The sequence below is a fragment of the Silvania confinis genome (assembly GCF_025564085.1).
Classification (GTDB): domain Bacteria; phylum Pseudomonadota; class Gammaproteobacteria; order Enterobacterales; family Enterobacteriaceae; genus Enterobacter; species Enterobacter confinis.
The window spans coordinates 468581-487848 of sequence record NZ_JAMGZJ010000078.1; the positions used below are offsets into that span (position 1 = coordinate 468581).

Sequence of the window (19268 nt, forward strand, 5' to 3'; positions counted from 1 at the left end):
TTGAACTGTCATCCCGGCCATCGCACACTAGTGGATTGATTATTTCTGCTGGTGCCTCATGTCCTCCTCCCGTTATGCCTTTTCCATCAAGCCACAGGAAGCGATCCTGATCCTCATTACCCTGTTCTGGGGTGGGACTTTTCTTGCCGTGCAGTACGCGGTCACCCTCAGCGATCCCTTTTTCTTTGTTGGCCTGCGCTTCGCCACCGCCGCACTGGCCGTGGCACTGCTGTGCCTGAAAACGCTGCCGGGCCTGACGATGACCGAGCTGAAAGCCGGGGTGGCGATTGGGGTGTCGATTGCACTCGGCTACAGCCTGCAGACCTGGGGATTGCAGACCATTCCCAGCAGTCAATCGGCGTTTATCACCGCCATGTACGTGCCATTAGTGCCGCTGCTGCAGTGGCTGTGCCTGCGCCGCACGCCGGGGTTGATGTCCTGCGTCGGAATTGTGCTGGCCTTTATCGGCCTGATCCTACTGGCGGGGCCGGGCGATAACCTGCTGGCACTGGGGCCGGGGGAGATGATCACCCTGGTGGGCGCGGTGACGATTGCTGCCGAAATCATACTGATCAGCGCCTGGGCCGGGAAAGTGGACGTCAAACGGGTGACCGTGGTGCAGCTGGCGACCGCGTCGCTGGTGGCCTTTATGGCGATGATCCCGGCCGGAGAATCGGTGCCGCCGATGGTGCCGGGGCTGTGGATCGTGGCGCTCGGGCTGGGTATTTTCAGCGCCATCATTCAGGTGACAATGAACTGGGCCCAGCGCAGCGTGTCGCCGACGCGGGCGACGGTGATTTATACCGGGGAGCCGGTGTGGGCGGGGATCTTTGGCCGTCTGGCCGGGGAACGTCTGCCGCTGCTGGCCCTGCTGGGGGCGGCGTTTATCATCGCAGGTGTGCTGGTCAGTGAACTCAAGCTCAAAAGAAAGAAAAAGGCGCTGTCGCAGATCGACAGCGCCACAGTGGATTAACGATCCTGCACCGCGACATCACCCTGCGTCGCGCTGGCCATCCGGCGGCTGAGCAGGGCGTTAAGAGCGATGGCGCCAAAGGTGGCCGTCCCGATCCCGCCCAACGTAAAGCCGCCGAGCGAAAGGGCAAAATCACCGGCCCCCAGTACCAGCGTGACGGCGACCATGATCAGGTTGCCGTTCTGACTGAGATCGACGTTGTTCTGCACCCAGATGCGCGCCCCCGCCACCGCAATCAAGCCAAACACCACAATCGACGCGCCGCCAATCACCGCCGCCGGGATGGTGTGGATCAGTGCGCCAAATTTCGGTGAAAAGCCGAGCAGGATGGCGATCGCTGCCGCCGCCACAAACACCAGCGTCGAGTAGACTTTGGTCACCGCCATCACGCCGATGTTCTCGGCATAGGTGGTCACGCCGCTGCCGCCCACCGAGCCTGACAGCATGGTCGCCAGCCCGTCACCGACAAAGGCGCGGCCCATGTACGGATCCATATTGCGCCCGGTCATCCCGGCTACCGCCTTCAGGTGACCGAGGTTCTCTGCCACCAGGATCACCGCCACCGGGGCAATCAGCATCATCGCCTGGCCGTTAAAGGTCGGCGCGGTCAGCTGGGGTAAACCAAACCAGGCGGCCTGCTGCACCAGGCTAAAATCGACCGGCGTGCCCAGCCCGAACAGGCTGGTCACTGCGGCATAGATCAGGCAGGCGACGATCAGCCCGACGAGGATCAGCAGCCGTTGGATCATCCCGCGCGTAAACACCGCCACCAGACCAATGCACAGCACCGTCACTACCGCCATCCAGCTGTCAAACGCCGAGCCGGAAACCCCTTTGACCGCAATCGGAGCAAGGTTCAGGCCAATCGCCATCACCACCGCGCCGGTCACCACCGGCGGCATCAGCCGTTCGATCCAGCGGGTGCCCATCTTCATCACCACAAAACCAATCAGGGTGTAGATTGCCCCGCAGGCGATAATTCCGCCCAGCGCCACGCTAAGCTGTGGGTTAACGCCCTGGCCGCTAAAGCCGGTGGCGGCGATCACCACCCCGACAAACGCCGCGCTGGAGCCCAGATAGCTCGGCACCCGCCCGCCGGTGATGAAAAAGAACAGCAGGGTGCCGATCCCCGACATCAAAATCGACAGGTTCGGATCGAGCCCCATCAGGATCGGCATCAGCACCGTGGCACCGAACATCGCCACCGCGTGCTGTACCCCCATTACCGCGGTTTGTCCCAGCGGGAGACGTTCATCCGGCGCGACCACGCCGCTTTCTGAAGAGGTCGATTTCAACTGCCAGTGAGGAAAATCGAATAATGCCATCAGCGGTCTCCTTAAGGAGGGTTAACAGGCGGGTCGCATTAGCGCGTGGTAGCCGCGATCAAACCACACCAGGCCTTGCGGCGCGGGGTGGCAGGTAAGAGAAACAATGTCGCAAAACAGAATGTCGTGGGTACCGACGCTCACCACCTGGCTTATCCGACAGTCGAACGAGGCCAGCGCCTCTTCCAGACGTGGGCAGCCGGTGTCGCCCGTTTGCCAGTGGGCGGCGGCGAAGCGTTCCGCCATCGGCGTTTTACCGCCGAACAGGTTTGACAGGGCCTGTTGTTCACCGCTCAGGGTGTTGACGCACAGGGTGCCGTTTTCGCTGAACGTCGGCCACACCGACGCCCCGCGATTGAGGCACACCAGCAGGGTGGGCGGCGAGTCGGTCACGCTGCACACTGCGCTGGCGGTAAACCCGGCCTGTCCGGCCGGGCCGTCGGTGGTGATGATATTCACCGCCGCCCCGATGCAGGCCATCGCATCTCGAAAGGCTTGTTTATCAATGCTCATGCGTGCTCCTTAAGCCAGTCCGCAGGCGTCGCTGAAGCTCAGACGCGGCAGCCGCCCGTACAGCTTGCTGGCGTCGCCGTAGCCAATGTTGATCAGCAGGTTGCTTTTGAGCGTGCTGCCGGTGAAGAAGGCAGCGTCGATTTTCTCCCGGTCGAAGCCGGACATCGGCCCGGTGTCGAGCCCCAGCGCCCGGCAGGCGAAGATCAGGTACGCCGCCTGCATCGCGCTGTTGCGAAACGCCGTCTCTTCGGCAAGCGCCGGGCTGGAGGTAAACCAGCTTCGCGCATCGCCGTGGGGGAACAGCTCCGGCAGGCGCTCATAAAATTCGCTGTCCCAGGCGACAATGGCCGTCACCGGGGCGGTCATCGTCTTCTCGAGGTTGCCGCTGGAGAGCGCCGGGCGCAGCTTCTCTTTACCCGCAGCGCTGCGCACAAACACCATCCGCGCCGGGGAGCAGTTGGCGGAGGTCGGGCCCCACTTCATCAGGTCGTAGATCTCGTGCAGTGTGTCGTCGCTGACCGGGGTTGCCAGCCAGCCGTTGTGGGTGCGGGCGTCGGTAAACAGCGTTTGCTGCGCCGTCGGGGTGAGGGCTTCGCTCATTGCAGCTCCTTATAAAATCGATTGTGGCTGTGCAGCAGGCTGGCAAGCCCGTTCAGCAGCAGGGCGTTGAAGATGTCGGGTTCGGTGACGTTGCAGGCGTGTCCGCCGCCGGGCATCACCGTATGCACGCTGCCGGGCAGGGCGGCGTGCAGCAGGGAGGAACAGACTGCAGGCACCAGCAGATCGTCAGCGGAGCAGATGATGTGTACCGGACAGCGGATCTGCGCTACCGCCCGGCTGTAGTCGGCCGCTTTCAGGGCGTACAGTCTGCGCAGCAGCGTCTCTTTACCCTGGAAATGGGCCAGCGCCAGCGCCTCTTCGGCCTCCATGCGCGGCATACGTGCCGCCATCCAGTCGGCCGGATAGAGGAACAGCGCCTGCGCCTCGACCCACGCCTGCGCGCCACCGGCATGCAGCAGCCGTTCGCGCACCTGGAAGCAGCGCCGGGTATGCGGGTGAAGCGTCAGCCAGCCGTTGACGCACACCAGGGCGCTCACCGCCCCCGGATGATCCACCGCCAGCTGCAGGCCAATCAGCGCTCCCAGCGCATGGCCCACCACGCAGAAGCGGGTGACTCCGGCCTGGGCCAGCGCCTGCCACAGCTCGTCGGCCATCTGCGCCAGGCTGTAATCCTCCGGCAGCGCGCCTGCGTTATTCCCCGTCCCGCGCTGGTCGTAGCACACCACCTGATACTCTTGCTCCAGAGCGGCTATCTGGGGCAGCCAGTAGCTGCCGTTGCCGCCGAGCCCGGCGATCAGCACCACCACCGGTGCGTCGGCAAAGGGCAGGGGTGAAAGGGATAGCTTCATGGCAACCTCACTTCGCAATGTGGGCAACGCTTGCGATCTCCACCAGCGCCTCGGGCTTGACCAGCCCGCACTGAATGCAGAATCGCGCCGGTTTATCGCCGGGGAAAAATTCAGCGTAGATTTCGTTAATCGCGGCGTAGTTTTTCCAGTCGGTGATAAAGATGCTGTTGAAGGTCACGTCCGCCATCGTGCCACCCGCCGTTTCGATAACGCGCTGGATAGTCTGTAGCACGTGGCGGGTTTGCGCCTTTGGGTCGTCGGGAAAGACCACGTTGTTGTGCGCGTCGAACGGCAGCGTGCCAGAGACATACACCACGCCGTCAGCCAGCGTGCCCGGCACAAAGGGGGCAATCGGGGTGCTGGTGCCCGGTGGAATAATGACAGATTTTGGCATGGTGAGATCCTCAGGCGATTCGGGCATAAGCGGCGGGAGAAAGGGCATCGCAGAAGGTGGCGACGTCGCTGACCCAGCCAAAAAAGGTTTCGATATTGAACAGGGCGGCCTGCTGGGCAAACGCCGGGCCGGCCTGGTGGGTGGCGTCTTCCAGCACCACCCCGAAATACTCGAGGAAGAACCCGTCGCGCAGGGTCGACTCCACGCAGACGTTGGTGGCGATGCCGGTAAAGATCAGATGGCGGATCCCCCGGCTGCGCAGCAGGCTGTCCAGCGGGGTGTTGAAAAAGCCGCTGTAGCGCGGTTTTGGCAGCACGATATCGCCCGCCTCCGGCACCAGATCGTTCACCAGCTGATAATCCCAACCGCCTTTCGCCAGCAGCTTGCCGTGCAGCTCCGGGCGCTGGCGCATGGTTTTCAGTGCATTCGATTTATGGAAGTTGGGCGAGCCTGGCCCGCCTGCCTCGACATACTGTTCATCCCAGCCGTTCTGGAACCAGATAATCAGCATTCCGGCTTCACGCGCGGCGGCCACGGCGGTGCGGATGTTGTCGATAACCGGCCGGGTGGCAGAGACATCAAACCCGGCCAGATCGAGATATCCCCCTGGGCTGGCGTAGGCGTTTTGCATATCCACCACGATCAGCGCACTTTGCGCGGGGTTAAAGGTGATGGCTTCCGGGCGTGCGGGCAGAGTCGTCATTACGCCACCTCCTGCGTCAGGGCGGGGAGGTGCGCCCGGCACTGCATCAGCGGCTGGATGCGCTCGCCAAAGGTTTCGATCCCGGCGAGGAAATCATCGAAGGTCAGCAGCACGCCTTCGGCACCCGGCACGCTGGCCACCTCGTCGAGCATCCGCGCCACGCTGGCGTACGATCCCACCAGGGTGCCCATATTGATATTCACCGCCGAAGTCGGGTCAGCCATCTGCCGCACGTTGGTGTCGGCCCCGGAACGGGTGTCTTTCTGGCTCTGCTCGCTGAGCCAGCTCAGGGCCTCGGTATCGGCCCCGGCTTTGTAGTGTTCCCACTTCGCCCGCGCGGCGTCGTCGGTTTCGTCAGCAATCACCATAAACAGCACGTAGGAACCGACGTCGCGCCCGGTTTTGTCTGCCGCTTCTTTCATGCGTGCCGCTGTGGGGGCAAACGCCGCCGGGGTATTGACCCCTTTGCCGAAGCAGAAGTTGAAGTCGGCGTATTTTGCCGAGAACGCCATCCCCGCGTCGCTCTGCCCGGCGCAGATCACCTTCATCGGCGCCGACGGCTGCGGGCTCACCCGGCAGTCGTTCATAGTGAAGTACTCGCCCTTAAAGTCGCTCTTGCCGGTGCCCCACAGATCGCGCAGCACCTGAACGTATTCGTTGAGGTAGTCGTAGCGTTTAGAGAAGTACTCATCACCCGGCCAGAGCCCCATCTGCTCGTACTCTGGCTTTTGCCATCCGGTCACCAGGTTAACGCCAAAGCGCCCGCCGGAGATGGAGTCGATAGTCGATGCCATGCGGGCGACAATCGCCGGTGGCAGGGTGAGGGTTGCGGCGGTGGCGTAAATCTGAATGCGGGAGGTGACCGCCGCCAGCCCGGCCATCAGGGTGAACGACTCCAGATTGTGATCCCAGAATTCGGTCTTCCCGCCGAAGCCGCGCAGCTTGATCATCGACAGGGCAAAATCGAAGTGATAGTGCTCGGCTTTCTGCACGATGGCTTTGTTCAGCTCAAAGGTCGGCAGGTACTGCGGCGCATGGGTAGAGATCAGCCAGCCGTTGTTACCAATGGGAACGAATACGCCAATTTTCATCACGAACCTCTCTTCATCTCAACATGGGGGGGGAATGTCTGACGTGGCGCTGCATCCTGCATCTCCTGTTCAGCCGCGTAAGCCTGTTTTGCAAAGGTGATGCCAGTTTTGAAATTGTCTGTGTTATTAGCGTGTTAACGGATGGTTGCCCAAATGCAGGTGAAAAAAGTGGACTGAACGGTCAAAAACCTTGCACACAAAGCAGGCAGTCGTGCGCGATGGGGGTGCAGATTGTCGTGAGAAGTCAGGGGTTTTGCTATGCTGAGGACAAATACAAAAAGGAGAGAGCAGATGGCACAAGGCGCAGTGAAAACACCCGGTAAACGTTCGCAGGCGGTGAGCGCAAAAAAACAGGCGATCCTTGGCGCGGCGCTGGAGACTTTCTCGCAGTTTGGCATCCACGGCACCCGGCTGGAGCAAGTGTCAGAGCTGGCGGGGGTGTCAAAAACCAATCTGCTGTACTACTTCCCGTCGAAAGAGGCGCTGTATCTGGCGGTGTTGCAGGACCTGCTTGATATCTGGCTGGCACCGCTGCGGGCGTTTCGCGAAGAGCTGGCCCCGCTGGCGGCAATCCAGCAGTACATCCGCCTGAAGCTGGAAGTGTCCCGGGATTACCCCCAGGCATCAAGGCTGTTCTGTCTGGAGATGCTGCAGGGCGCGCCGCTGCTGAAAACGGCCCTGAGCAGCGATCTGAAATCGCTGGTAGATGAGAAGTCGGCGATCATTGCCGGATGGGTCGCCACCGGCAAACTGGCCCCGGTGGATCCGCATCATCTGATCTTTATGATCTGGGCCGCCACCCAGCACTACGCCGATTTCTCTGCGCAGGTGGAGGCGGTGACCGGTAAATCGCTTAAGGATGACGACTTTTTCCACAGCACGGTGGACAACGTGCAGCGGATGATTATCGAAGGGATCCGGGTGCGTTAATTCGCAGGCGGCAGAGGGCAGCTCAGGTCGCCCTCTTCACACTGCATCAGCGAGGCCAGAAACGCTTCGCGCTCGAGGGTCTTTTCGGCCAGGCACTGGTTAACGATCATCGGCTGGATGCTCCCGCCTTCGGTGCCGGATCCGATAAACGCGCAGTCGGCATCACGCAGGGTGATCCACGCCTGCTGTGCCTTTTTCAGCAGCTCGCGCTGGGCGGTTTCCGCCCGCTTGCTCGCAGCCTGATAAGTCTGGTTCAGCTTTTTGTCGGCGGCCTGGTACTGCTGAGCGCTGCACGCGTTCATCTCTGTCTGAGTGTTGGCGTTGGCGCATTCGTCCGCCAGTGCATTGCCGCTGAGCAGCAATGCAGCACCCGCGATCAGTAATCTTTTCATCATTCTCTCCCTGTAAATTGTTGCCCCGGAGCAGGGGACATGCCGGGCGGCACTGCGTTTGCCCGGCCTACGATGGCATTGTCACCCCAGTAAGCACCGAACCCGTAGCCCCGGTAAGCGCAGCGCCACCGGGGAAAACCAGCCCGCGCCGAACCGTAGCCCCGGTAAGCGTAGCGCCACCGGGGACAGTTTGCACGCTTAGCCGATGGTCATCAGGCTGGCGTTACCGCCAGCAGCAGCGGTGTTGACGCTCAGCGAGCGCTCCACGTACAGGCGTTCCAGTTGTAGATTCTCTTCGCCACGGGCAAAGCCCTGCACCGAGATTATCGCCCCTTCGCGCGCCGCCACCTGCTCGCACAGCTCGCGCAACTGGTCGGAATCACCGTGATAGATAACCGCATCAAACGGCTCGGCCAGTACATCGGTTTTGGCAAAGGCAATGCGCGAGGTCACCGCTTTCGGCAGTTGCTTCGCCAGGTCGCGGTGCAGGCCATCTTCCGGCCACAGCACTTCACAACCGGTCGCCAGCGCCGCCGCCAACTGCACCAGCGTATCCTGCTCGTTATCCGCCACGCACAGCACCCGCTCACGCGGCATCAGCGTCCAGGTGTTGCGCTCGCCGGTTGGCCCCGGCAGCAGACGCTGCGTTCCTGCCTGCGCCAGCTCGCCGTACTGCTGGCAAAGTGCCTGCAGCGCCGGGCGTTTTTCTGCCCAGGCGGCCAGCGCCTCCAGCGGCTGAATCAAGACCGCTTTCAGCTGCGTATCCACCGGACGTTGTCCGTCCTGACGCGCCAGGGTCACGCCCAGGGCATTGGCCGGACGGTGCGCCAGCAGGCGATACAGGTACATCGGTCCCCCGGCTTTTGGACCGGTACCGGACAAGCCTTCGCCGCCGAACGGCTGCACGCCGACCACCGCGCCCACCATGTTGCGGTTGACGTACAGGTTGCCGACGTTGGCGCTGCCGGTAACCTGGGCGATGGTTTCGTCGATACGGGTATGCACCCCCAGCGTCAGGCCGTAGCCGGAGGCGTTAATCTGCGCGATCAGCTGGTCGAGGTTGTTACGGGTGTAACGCACTACGTGCAGTACCGGGCCGAAGACCTCTTTTTTCAGCTCGTCGAAGCTGGAGAGCTCAATCAGGGTTGGCGCCACGAAGGTGCCGCTGTTCCATTCGCGCGCGTCTTCGCGGTTCTCACGCACTGCCTGGAACACCGGACGGCCCTTGGCGCGCATCGCCTGAATGTGATTTTCAATATTGGTTTTGGCCTCGGCATCGATCACCGGACCGATGTCGGTGGTCAGACGGCCAGGGTTGCCCATCCGGCATTCCGCCATCGCGCCACGCAGCATTTTCAGGGTGTGATCGGCGATGTCGTCCTGCAGGCACAGCACGCGCAGGGCCGAGCAGCGCTGTCCGGCGCTGTCGAAGGCGGAAGAGACCACGTCCGTGACCACTTGCTCGGTCAGCGCCGAGGAGTCCACGATCATCGCGTTCATGCCGCCCGTCTCTGCAATCAGCGGAGTCGGACGCCCCTGGGCATCAAGGCGGGTGGCGATATTGCGTTGCAGCAGGGAGGCCACTTCGGTCGAGCCGGTGAACATCACTCCGCGCACGCGGTTGTCGGCGGTCAGCTTCGCGCCCACCGTTTCACCGCGACCCGGCAGCAGTTGCACCACACCTGGCGGGACGCCGGCTTCCAGCAGGATGTTGATCCCCTGGGCGGCAATCAGCGGGGTTTGCTCGGCCGGTTTCGCCAGCACGCTGTTGCCTGCGGCAAGGGCGGCGGCAATCTGCCCGGTGAAGATCGCCAGCGGGAAGTTCCACGGGCTGATACAGACCACCGGCCCCAGCGGGCGGTGAGTCTCGTTGGCAAAGTCGTCGCGGACCTGACCGGCATAGTAGTGCAGGAAGTCAACCGCCTCGCGCACTTCGGCGATGGCGTTGCTGAAGGTTTTTCCTGCTTCGCGCACCAGAATACCAATCAACTGCTGCATCTGATCTTCCATCAGCATGGCAGCGCGTTCGAGGATCGCGGCGCGCTCCTGCGGCGGGGTGGCGAACCAGATAGGGGCATTGTTCACCGCGCTGTTGAGCGCCAGGTCCACTTCCTGCTCGCTGGCTTCGCGCGCATAGCCGACCACGTCTTTCGGCTCGGCCGGGTTAACCACCGCCAGCATTTCACCGTCGGCCACCGGCTGCTCAAGGATCGGTCGGGCCATCCATTTTTGCAGGGCGCTGTTCAGCAGGGATGAGGAGAGCGACGCCAGACGGTGCTCGTTCGCCAGATCCAGCCCGGCGGAGTTCACCCGCTCGCTGCCGTACAATTCGCGCGGCAGGGCAATTTTCGGATGCGGCAGACCGATGGTCCCTTCCTGGGCGGCCAGCTTTTCGACAGCCTGCACCGGATCGGCAACCAGCTCCTCAAGCGGCAGGGTGTTATCGGCGATGCGGTTGACAAATGAGGTATTCGCGCCGTTTTCCAGCAGACGACGCACCAGGTACGCCAGCAGCGTTTCGTGGGTGCCGACCGGGGCATAAATACGGCACGGACGGTTCAGTTTGCCGTCGGCCACTTTGCCGGTGACCTGCTCGTACAGCGGCTCACCCATTCCGTGCAGGCACTGGAATTCGTACTGGCCCGGATAGTAGTTGTTGCCCGCCAGGCTATAGATCGCCGCCAGGGTGTGGGCGTTGTGGGTGGCAAACTGCGGGTAGATCAGGTTTGGCACGCCGAGCAGCTTTTTGGCGCAGGCGAGGTAAGAGACGTCGGTGTAGACCTTGCGGGTGTAGACCGGATAGCCTTCGAGGCCGTCCATCTGCGCGCGTTTGATTTCGCTGTCCCAGTAAGCCCCTTTCACCAGACGGATCATCAGGCGACGACGGCTGCGGCCGGCGAGGTCAATCAGGTAGTCAATCACAAACGGGCAGCGCTTCAGGTAGGCCTGGATGACAAAGCCAATTCCGTTCCAGCCCGCCAGCTCCGGCTCGAAGCACAGTTTTTCCAGCAGATCGAGGGAGATCTCCAGCCGGTCGGCCTCTTCGGCGTCGATGTTAATCCCGATGTCATACTGGCGCGCCAGCAGGGTCAGGGACTTCAGGCGCGGGTAGAGTTCATCCATTACCCGATCGTACTGGGCGCGGCTGTAGCGCGGGTGCAGGGCGGAGAGCTTAATCGAGATCCCCGGCCCTTCATAAATGCCGCGGCCGTTGGAGGCTTTACCAATGGCGTGGATCGCCTGCTGGTACGAGACCATATAGGCCTGCGCGTCGGCGGCGGTCAGGGCCGCTTCGCCCAGCATGTCGTAAGAGTAGCGGAAGCCTTTATCTTCCAGCTTGCGCGCGTTGGCCAGCGCTTCGGCGATGGTTTCCCCGGTGACGAACTGCTCGCCCATCAGGCGCATCGCCATGTCCACGCCTTTACGGATCAGCGGCTCGCCGCTCTTGCCGATAATGCGGTTCAGGGAGCGGGAGAGGCTGGCTTCGTTATGGGTTGAGACCAGTTTGCCGGTAAACAGCAGCCCCCAGGTGGCGGCGTTAACGAACAGCGACGGGCTGCGGCCAATGTGTGAATGCCAGTTGCCGTTGCTGATTTTGTCGCGGATCAGGGCGTCGCGGGTGGCTTTGTCCGGGATACGCAGCAGCGCTTCCGCCAGACACATCAGGGCCACGCCCTCCTGCGAGGAAAGCGAGAATTCCTGCAGCAGGCTCTGCACCATACCGGCACGGCCGGAGGCATTTTTTTGGCTGCGCAGCTTGTCGGCCAGATCGTAAGCCAGCTTGTGGGCCTGGGTGGCTATCGGCTCTGGCAGACGCGCCTGCTCGAGTAGCATCGGTACGGCGTCGGTTTCTGCCCGGCGGTACGCGGCGGTAATGGCGGCACGGCTGACCGACTGGGGCAGGATCTGTTCGGCAAAATCGAGGAACGGCGGGTGGATCTCGTCGGCCGCATCGTTCGACTCGTCGCTTTCATTGGCAGCACCGGACAGCAGGGCAGGCAGCTCTGGCAACGCGTCGTCGCTCTCCAGCTTTTCCAGATAGTTGAAGATCGCCTGCTTAATGAGCCAGTGTGGCGTGCGGTCGATGCGCGTGGCTGCCGATTTAATCCGTTCGCGGGTGGCGTCATCCAGCTTAACCCCCATGGTGGTCATACCCATGCCAAAAACTCCTGTGATTTCTCTACCGATGATGTGATTAACGTGGAATATCCACTATGTTGCAACTTTGTGCAACCTCGTTAAATGTGACCCGGTTTGCAAGCTGATAAATGAATGGATTGTTAGCGAGGCGTTAACCTGAATAAAGGTGTGGATTTTGCCGGGAAAGCCTGTTTTCATGCGGCACTTAACAGTTTTTAAAGGTGCAACCGCAAAAAGCGTGAGCGAGTGCAACCTCCAGGAAAGTGGTGTGAAACCGGGGATGAAAATGATGTGAATGCAGTGTTAAATCGTTTGTGTCGTGCCAGCGCATACGGCAGGATACGCGCGGCCACAGAAACAGACATCATCATCACCCCGTTCCGGTGATGGAATAACAGGCAGCCGGGAAGGCTGTCGAACAAATTTGCGGAGTATTTAAATGGCAATTAGCACACCGATGCTGGTGACATTTCTTATCTATATTTTTGGCATGATCCTGATCGGGTTCCTTGCATGGCGTTCGACCAAAAACTTTGACGACTATATCCTCGGTGGGCGCAGCCTCGGGCCGGTGGTGACCGCGTTGTCTGCTGGCGCATCCGACATGAGCGGCTGGCTGCTGATGGGGCTGCCTGGCGCGATCTTCATCTCCGGTATCTCGGAAAGCTGGATCGCCATCGGCCTGACCGTCGGGGCATGGATCAACTGGAAGCTGGTGGCCGGGCGTCTGCGCGTGCACACCGAAGCCAACAACAACGCCCTGACCCTGCCGGACTATTTCACCGGCCGTTTCGAAGATAAAAGTCGCGTTCTGCGCATTATCTCGGCGGTAGTGATTCTGGTGTTCTTCACCATCTACTGTGCCTCCGGCATCGTGGCGGGTGCGCGTCTGTTCGAAAGTACCTTCGGCATGAGCTACGAAACCGCACTCTGGGCGGGTGCCGCGGCGACGATCCTCTATACCTTCGTCGGTGGGTTCCTGGCGGTGAGCTGGACCGATACCGTGCAGGCCAGCCTGATGATTTTTGCCCTGATCCTGACCCCGGTGATAGTGATTATGTCCGTGGGCGGTCTGAGCGATTCGATGGCGGTTATCCAGCAGAAGAGCATCGAAAACGTCGATATGCTGAAAGGCCTGAACTTCGTGGCGATTGTCTCGCTGATGGGCTGGGGGCTGGGCTACTTCGGTCAGCCGCACATTCTGGCGCGCTTTATGGCGGCGGACTCGCATCACACCATCGTGCATGCCCGTCGTATCAGCATGGCGTGGATGATCCTCTGCCTGGCGGGTGCCTGCGCAGTGGGCTTCTTCGGTATCGCCTACTTCAACAATAACCCGGCACAGGCCGGTGCGGTGAACCAGAACGCCGAGCGCGTGTTTATCGAGCTGGCGCAGATCCTGTTCAACCCGTGGATTGCCGGGATCCTGCTGTCTGCCATTCTCGCGGCGGTGATGTCGACTCTGAGCTGCCAGCTGCTGGTCTGCTCCAGTGCGATCACCGAAGATCTGTACAAAGCCTTCCTGCGTAAACACGCCAGCCAGAAAGAGCTGGTGTGGGTAGGGCGCTTTATGGTGTTGCTGGTGGCGCTGGTCTCGATTGCGCTGGCGGCGAACCCGGAAAACCGGGTGCTGGGTCTGGTGAGCTATGCCTGGGCAGGCTTTGGCGCGGCCTTTGGTCCGGTAGTGCTGTTCTCGGTGCTGTGGTCACGCATGACCCGCAACGGCGCGCTGGCGGGGATGATTATCGGTGCGGTGACGGTGATCGTCTGGAAACAGTTCGCCTGGCTGGGCCTGTACGAAATCATTCCAGGCTTTATCTTCGGCAGCATCGGCATTGTGGTGTTCAGCCTGTTGGGCAAAGCCCCGTCTGCAACGATGCAGAAACGCTTTGCTGAAGCGGATGCGCATTACCACAGCGCCCCGCCAACGAAGTTACAGGCCGAATAAGTGTAAGACAGGCTACAAGCCGGGCTCGCCCGGCTTTTTTTATTGCTAAATTCCGTGATTTACGCTGATATCGCTGTGCTAAAAAAACAATGAGGATAGCGAAGTATGATAATTAAAACAGGGCTGATAGCGGCGGCATTACTGATGCTGGCAGGCTGCAACGCACCATCGCAAACCCGTGCGGACGCCACCTGCAAAGCCGACAACCAGATGCAGCAGACCACGCTCTATTTTGGCCTGAACCGCCCGGCAGGGGAGGCGATCACTGGTCAGGAGTGGCAGCAGTTTGTCGATCAGGACGTGACGCCGCGTTTTCGCGATGGCTTAACGGTGTTTGACGCACGAGGTCAGTGGCTGGGCAACGACGGGAAAGTGGCGCGCGAGTCGAGCAAGGCGCTGATGCTGATCCACGGCAAAGATGCCCGCAGCGAAAGCAATATTGAAGCGTTACGCGGCGTGTATAAGCAGCGCTTCGCCCAGGAATCGGTGATGCGCGTAGACCAGCCGGTGTGCGTGCAGTTTTAAACCCGCCCGGCGGCGCTGCGCTTGCACGGGCCTACGATTTTGTAGGCCGGGTAAGCGACAGCGCCACCCGGCATTAAAATTACAGTACTAATCCTGCAAAGCTCGCCGACAGCAGGCTCACCAGCGTCGCGCCGTACACCAGGCGCAGACCAAAGCGTGACACCACGTTGCCTTGCTGCTCGTTCAGACCTTTAATCGCCCCGGCGACAATGCCGATCGAGGCAAAGTTCGCGAACGACACCAGGAACACCGACAGAATGCCCAGCCCGCGCGGGGTCATCTGCGCGGCAATCTTCTGCAGTTCGATCATCGCCACAAACTCGTTGGCCACAAGCTTAGTTGCCATAATCCCGCCCGCATGCAGAGCATCGCTCAGGGGGATCCCCACCAGCCACGCCAGCGGATAAAACACGTAACCGAGGATCTGCTGGAAGCTTAAGCCGAACACGCTGGAGAACAGGGCGTTAACGGCGCTAATCAGGGCGATAAACCCGATCAGCATCGCCAGAATAATCATCGCCACTTTAAAACCAGCCAGAATATATTCCCCGAGCATCTCGAAGAAACTCTGGGATTCGTGCATTTTCTCCAGCTTAATTTCCGGCTCCGCTTCCGGGCGGGTCGGGTTAATAATCGTCAGGATGATAAAGGTGCTGAACATATTCAGGATCAGCGCCGCGACCACATATTTGGCCTCGAGCATCGTCATATAGGCGCCAACAATCGACAGCGATACCGTCGACATGGCGGTGGCAGCCATGGTGAACATGCGACGTGGCGACAGATCCCCCAGCACCCCTTTGTAGGCGATAAAGTTTTCCGACTGGCCCAGCGTCAGCGAGCTGATGGCGTTAAACGACTCGAGCTTGCCCATGCCGTTGACCTTCGACAGCAGAGTGCCGACCACGCGAATAATCACCGGCAGGATCCGCCAGTGCTGCAGAATACCGATCAGCGCGGAAATAAAGATAATTGGACACAGCACGCCGAGGAAAATAAACGCCAGCCCTTTTTCACCCATCCCGCCAAACACAAAGTTGGTCCCTTCGGCGGCATATTTCAGCAGCGATTCGAAGAAGCCCGAGACGTACTGAATAACAAACAGCCCACTTTCGGCGTGCAGGAAAAAGAACGCCAGTGCAATTTCAATCACGATAAGTTGAATGACGTAGCGAATGCGAATGTGACGGCGGTCAAAACTGACCAGCCAGGCAAGGGCGAGGATCACCACCAGCGCCAGCAAGAAATGCAAAAAGTTATACATGGTTGATTTTCAGCAGATTAGAAAGGCGCTTATTTAGCCACAGGCAGATGTTAGCGTAAATGGGCATTTACGTTAAAACCTACAAACCTTTTAGTCACAGGGGTAATTATTTCGCCGCCAGGGGTTTACATCCTGTCATTAAAACATCGCATATTTCACTTGTGTTTCTTATTGCCGTAATGATAATCACTATCACAAGAATTTACTTTTCTTTGCATCAGTTGACCGCGATAAACATTTAAGGTGTCGGCATGTTTGTTCCATTTCTCATTATGTTACGTGAAGGCCTCGAAGCGGCCTTGATTGTCAGCCTGATCGCCAGTTATCTGAAACGTACCCAGCGCGGCCGCTGGATTGGCGTGATGTGGATTGGCGTGTTCCTCGCCGCCGCCCTCTGTCTGGGGCTGGGGATTGCGATCAACGAAACCACCGGCGAGTTCCCGCAAAAAGAGCAGGAGCTGTTCGAAGGGATCGTGGCGCTGATTGCGGTGGTGATCCTCACCTGGATGGTGTTCTGGATGCGCAAAGTGTCGCGCAACGTCAAGGTTCAGCTCGAGCAGGCCGTCGACAGCGCCCTGGCGAAGGGCAACCATCACGGCTGGGCGCTGATTCTGATGGTCTTTTTCGCCGTCGCGCGTGAAGGGCTGGAGTCGGTGTTCTTCCTGCTGGCGGCATTCCAGCAGGACGTGGGGATCTGGCCGCCGATCGGCGCGTTACTGGGGCTGGCAACGGCCGTGGTGCTCGGCTTTCTGCTGTACTGGGGCGGAATTCGCCTCAACCTGGGCGCGTTCTTTAAATGGACCAGCCTGTTTATTCTGCTGGTGGCAGCCGGGCTGGCGGCAGGGGCGATCCGCGCCTTCCATGAAGCCGGTCTGTGGAACCATTTCCAGGATGTGGCTTTCGATCTGAGCAACATTCTCTCCACCCATTCGTTAACCGGGACGCTGCTGGAAGGTATTTTCGGCTATCAGGAAACGCCGAGCATCAGCGAAGTGGCGGTTTACTTTATCTATCTGATCCCGGCGCTGGTGCTGTTTTGTCTGCCACCGCGCGCCAGCACTCAGGCTTCGGGCATTTCGCGCTAACGTGCCCAGTGTAGTTACAACATACTTAAGAAAAGGGAAGGGTCATGGCTATTCATTTTCGTCGTAGTGCGTTACAGGCTGGCATTGCCGTACTGCTGTCTTCTGCGTTTTCGGTCCAGGCGGCGGATGTGCCGCAGGTGAAAGTCACCGTCACCGATAAACAGTGTGAGCCGATGAGCATCACCGTTAACAGCGGTAAAACTCAGTTCATCATCCAGAACCACAGCCAGAAAGCACTGGAGTGGGAGATCCTCAAAGGGGTGATGGTGGTGGAGGAGCGTGAGAACATCGCCCCGGGCTTTAGCCAGAAGATGACCGCCAACCTGCAGCCGGGCGAATATGATATGACCTGTGGTCTGTTGACCAACCCGAAAGGCAAGCTGATCGTCAAAGGTGAAGCTACCGCCGATGCCGCCAAGGGCGAAGCCCTGCTGAGCCTCGGCGAGGCGATCACCGCCTATAAAGCCTACGTCACCAAAGAGACGGCGGATCTGGTTGCTGGCACCAAAGCCTTTACCGACGCGGTGAAAGCGGGCGATATCGAGAAAGCCAAATCCCTGTACGCGCCGACGCGCCAGCACTATGAGCGTATCGAACCGATTGCCGAGCTGTTCTCCGATCTCGACGGCAGCATCGATGCCCGTGAAGATGACTACGAGCAGAAAGCCGCCGATCCGAAATTCACCGGCTTCCACCGCCTGGAAAAAGCCCTGTTTGGCGATAACTCCACCAAAGGGATGGAGCAGTACGCTGAGCAACTAAACAGCGACGTGCTGGATCTGCAAAAACGCATCAGCGAGCTGGCCTTCCCACCGTCAAAAGTGGTCGGTGGCGCGGCCGGTCTGATTGAGGAAGTGGCCGCCAGCAAAATCAGCGGTGAAGAAGACCGCTACAGCCACACCGATCTGTGGGATTTCCAGGCCAACATCGAAGGCGCACAGAAGATTGTTGACCTGCTGCGTCCCCAGCTGCAAAAAGATAACAGCGCGCTGCTGGCCAAAGTGGATGCCAACTTCAAGAAAGTGACCACCATTCTGGCCAAGTATCGCACCAAAGACGGTTTTGAAACCTACGATAAGCTGACCGATGCCGACCGTAACGCGCTGAAAGGGCCAATCACCACCCTGGCAGAAGATCTGGCGCAGCTGCGCGGCGTTCTGGGTCTGGACTAAGCACCATGAACAAGCACGATGACAATGACGTTGCTGAACCTTCACGACGTCGGTTGCTGAAAGGGGTCGGGGTGCTTGGCGGCGCCCTGGCCCTCGCCGGCGGCTGTCCGGTGGCGCATGCGGCCAAGCCGCAGAGCGCCCCGGGCACGCTCTCCCCGGATGCGCGGATGGAAACGCAGCCGTTTTACGGGCCGCATCAGGCCGGGATTTTAACCCCCCAGCAGGCGTCGATGATGCTGGTGGCGTTTGATGTGCTGGCCAGCGACAAAAGCGAGCTGGAACGGTTGTTCCGCCTGCTGACCCAACGGATCGACTTTCTGACCACCGGCGGCCCGGCACCCGATACACCAAACCCGCGTATGCCGCCGATGGACTCCGGGATTCTGGGCGCCTTTATCGCCCCGGATAACCTGACCATGACGGTGTCGTTGGGGGCGTCGCTGTTTGATGCTCGCTTCGGGCTGGAAAAGCACAAACCGAACGCGCTGCAGAAGATGGTACGTTTTCCGAACGATTCGCTGGATGCGGCCCTGTGCCACGGCGATCTGCTGATCCAGATCTGCGCCAACACCCAGGATACGGTGATCCATGCCCTGCGGGACCTGATCAAGCACACCCCGGATCTGCTGAGCGTGCGCTGGAAGCGGGAAGGGTTTATCTCTGACCACGCGGCGCGCAGCAAAGGCAAAGAGACGCCGGTGAACCTGCTCGGCTTTAAGGACGGTACCGCTAACCCGGATAGCCTCGACGCGGCGCTGATGGATAACGTGGTGTGGGTGACCGCTGACCAGGGCGAACCGGCCTGGGCGGTCGGGGGCAGCTATCAGGCGATACGTCTTATCCAGTTCCGCGTTGAGTTCTGGGATCGCACGCCGCTGAAAGAGCAGCAGACCATCTTTGGCCGCGACAAGCACAGCGGGGCACCGTTGGGGATGAAAAACGAGCACGACGTGCCCGACTACGCCCGCGATCCCGACGGTGACACTATCGCCCTCGACAGCCATATTCGTCTGGCGAACCCGCGTACCCAGGAGACACAAGCCAATCTGATGATGCGCCGGGGCTACAGCTACTCGCTGGGCGTGACCAACTCGGGTCAGCTGGATATGGGGCTGCTGTTCGTCTGCTATCAGCACGATCTGGAAAAGGGCTTTTTGGCCGTCCAGAAGCGCTTAAACGGCGAGGCGCTGGAAGAGTACATCAAGCCGATTGGCGGGGGGTATTTCTTTGCTCTGCCGGGCGTGCGCGATAAAAACGACTGGCTCGCACAGGGTCTGCTGAAGGCCTGAAACCTGTCCCGCTCGCCCTGAGCGGGATAGATTTTTTTACGCAGTCTATGCTGTTGTTATATTTCTGTAATCTTTTTACATCACACTCTCCAGAACTGTAGGACGACACTTAAAA

General features: G+C 60.1%; 17 protein-coding genes. 7 read left to right on the top strand and 10 right to left on the bottom strand.

The genetic code is table 11. From position 1 onward, the window contains the following. Nucleotides 1-58: 58 nt before the first annotated feature. The gene (locus M8013_RS19960; protein WP_271269512.1) at nt 59-973 is read left to right on the top strand and encodes a DMT family transporter; all 915 of its coding nucleotides are present in this window, start codon (nt 59-61) and stop codon (nt 971-973) included. Here the strand turns inward: M8013_RS19960 and rutG are convergent. Genes rutG through rutA form a run of 7 tightly spaced genes read right to left on the bottom strand, consistent with a single transcriptional unit; the run spans nt 970 to nt 6408 of the window. Further along, nucleotides 970-2298, bottom strand: coding sequence for a pyrimidine utilization transport protein G (gene rutG, locus M8013_RS19965; RefSeq protein WP_271269513.1), 1329 nt, complete (start codon nt 2296-2298; stop codon nt 970-972). The two genes, M8013_RS19960 and rutG, sit on opposite strands and share 4 nt — an antisense overlap. 21 nt (nt 2299-2319) lie before the next feature. After that, complete coding sequence (gene rutF / locus M8013_RS19970; RefSeq protein WP_271269514.1) at nt 2320-2811, bottom strand: NADH-dependent FMN reductase RutF; 492 nt, start codon at nt 2809-2811, stop codon at nt 2320-2322. Nucleotides 2812-2820: 9 nt separating this feature from the next. Next, entirely contained in the window at nt 2821-3411 is a 591-nt protein-coding gene (locus M8013_RS19975; protein ID WP_271269515.1) for a malonic semialdehyde reductase, read from the bottom strand. Beyond that, the gene (gene rutD / locus M8013_RS19980; RefSeq protein ID WP_271269516.1) at nt 3408-4220 is read right to left on the bottom strand and encodes a pyrimidine utilization protein D; all 813 of its coding nucleotides are present in this window, start codon (nt 4218-4220) and stop codon (nt 3408-3410) included. Before rutD ends, M8013_RS19975 begins: the two co-directional genes overlap by 4 nt. Nucleotides 4221-4227: 7 nt before the next feature. Further along, a complete protein-coding gene (gene rutC, locus M8013_RS19985; protein ID WP_271269517.1) occupies nt 4228-4614 on the bottom strand; it encodes a pyrimidine utilization protein C in 387 nt (128 codons plus the stop codon). A 10-nt stretch (nt 4615-4624) separates the two neighbouring features. Further along, entirely contained in the window at nt 4625-5317 is a 693-nt protein-coding gene (gene rutB, locus M8013_RS19990; RefSeq protein WP_271269518.1) for a pyrimidine utilization protein B, read from the bottom strand. Beyond that, nucleotides 5317-6408: a pyrimidine utilization protein A gene (rutA, locus tag M8013_RS19995; protein WP_271269519.1), complete on the bottom strand. Its 1092-nt coding sequence runs from the start codon at nt 6406-6408 to the stop codon at nt 5317-5319. The genes rutB and rutA overlap by 1 nt, the downstream gene beginning before the upstream one ends. A 291-nt stretch (nt 6409-6699) precedes the next feature. On the opposite strand from rutA, the gene rutR reads away from it, so the two are divergent. Beyond that, entirely contained in the window at nt 6700-7338 is a 639-nt protein-coding gene (gene rutR / locus M8013_RS20000) for an HTH-type transcriptional regulator RutR (RefSeq protein WP_271269520.1), read from the top strand. Here rutR and M8013_RS20005 read toward each other — a convergent pair. Continuing rightward, entirely contained in the window at nt 7335-7730 is a 396-nt protein-coding gene (locus M8013_RS20005) for a lysozyme inhibitor LprI family protein (RefSeq protein WP_271269521.1), read from the bottom strand. The two genes, rutR and M8013_RS20005, sit on opposite strands and share 4 nt — an antisense overlap. Before the next feature lie 198 nt (nt 7731-7928). After that, nucleotides 7929-11888: a trifunctional transcriptional regulator/proline dehydrogenase/L-glutamate gamma-semialdehyde dehydrogenase gene (gene putA, locus M8013_RS20010; protein ID WP_271269522.1), complete on the bottom strand. Its 3960-nt coding sequence runs from the start codon at nt 11886-11888 to the stop codon at nt 7929-7931. A 421-nt stretch (nt 11889-12309) separates the two neighbouring features. Here putA and putP point away from each other — a divergent pair, with 421 nt between their 5' ends. Together putP and M8013_RS20020 are read left to right on the top strand one after the other, a co-directional pair. Beyond that, on the top strand, nt 12310-13818 hold the full coding sequence (gene putP / locus M8013_RS20015) for a sodium/proline symporter PutP (RefSeq protein ID WP_271269523.1): 1509 nt from the start codon (nt 12310-12312) through the stop codon (nt 13816-13818). Nucleotides 13819-13923: 105 nt separating this feature from the next. Next, nucleotides 13924-14343 (top strand): DUF3574 domain-containing protein, encoded by a 420-nt coding sequence (locus M8013_RS20020; protein WP_271269524.1) that lies wholly within the window; start codon nt 13924-13926, stop codon nt 14341-14343. 79 nt (nt 14344-14422) lie between these two features. On the opposite strand, the gene M8013_RS20025 is transcribed toward M8013_RS20020, so the two are convergent. Continuing rightward, a complete protein-coding gene (locus M8013_RS20025; protein ID WP_271269525.1) occupies nt 14423-15607 on the bottom strand; it encodes a NupC/NupG family nucleoside CNT transporter in 1185 nt (394 codons plus the stop codon). A gap of 251 nt (nt 15608-15858) precedes the next feature. Between M8013_RS20025 and efeU the strand changes: the two genes are divergently transcribed. From efeU to efeB, 3 genes are read left to right on the top strand one after another with little or no spacing between them, the layout of a single operon-like run. Next, a complete protein-coding gene (gene efeU, locus M8013_RS20030; protein WP_271269526.1) occupies nt 15859-16692 on the top strand; it encodes an iron uptake transporter permease EfeU in 834 nt (277 codons plus the stop codon). 44 nt (nt 16693-16736) lie between these two features. Next, nucleotides 16737-17864: an iron uptake system protein EfeO gene (gene efeO, locus M8013_RS20035; RefSeq protein ID WP_271269527.1), complete on the top strand. Its 1128-nt coding sequence runs from the start codon at nt 16737-16739 to the stop codon at nt 17862-17864. 5 nt (nt 17865-17869) lie between these two features. Continuing rightward, a complete protein-coding gene (gene efeB / locus M8013_RS20040) occupies nt 17870-19153 on the top strand; it encodes an iron uptake transporter deferrochelatase/peroxidase subunit (protein ID WP_271269528.1) in 1284 nt (427 codons plus the stop codon). Nucleotides 19154-19268: the final 115 nt, after the last annotated feature.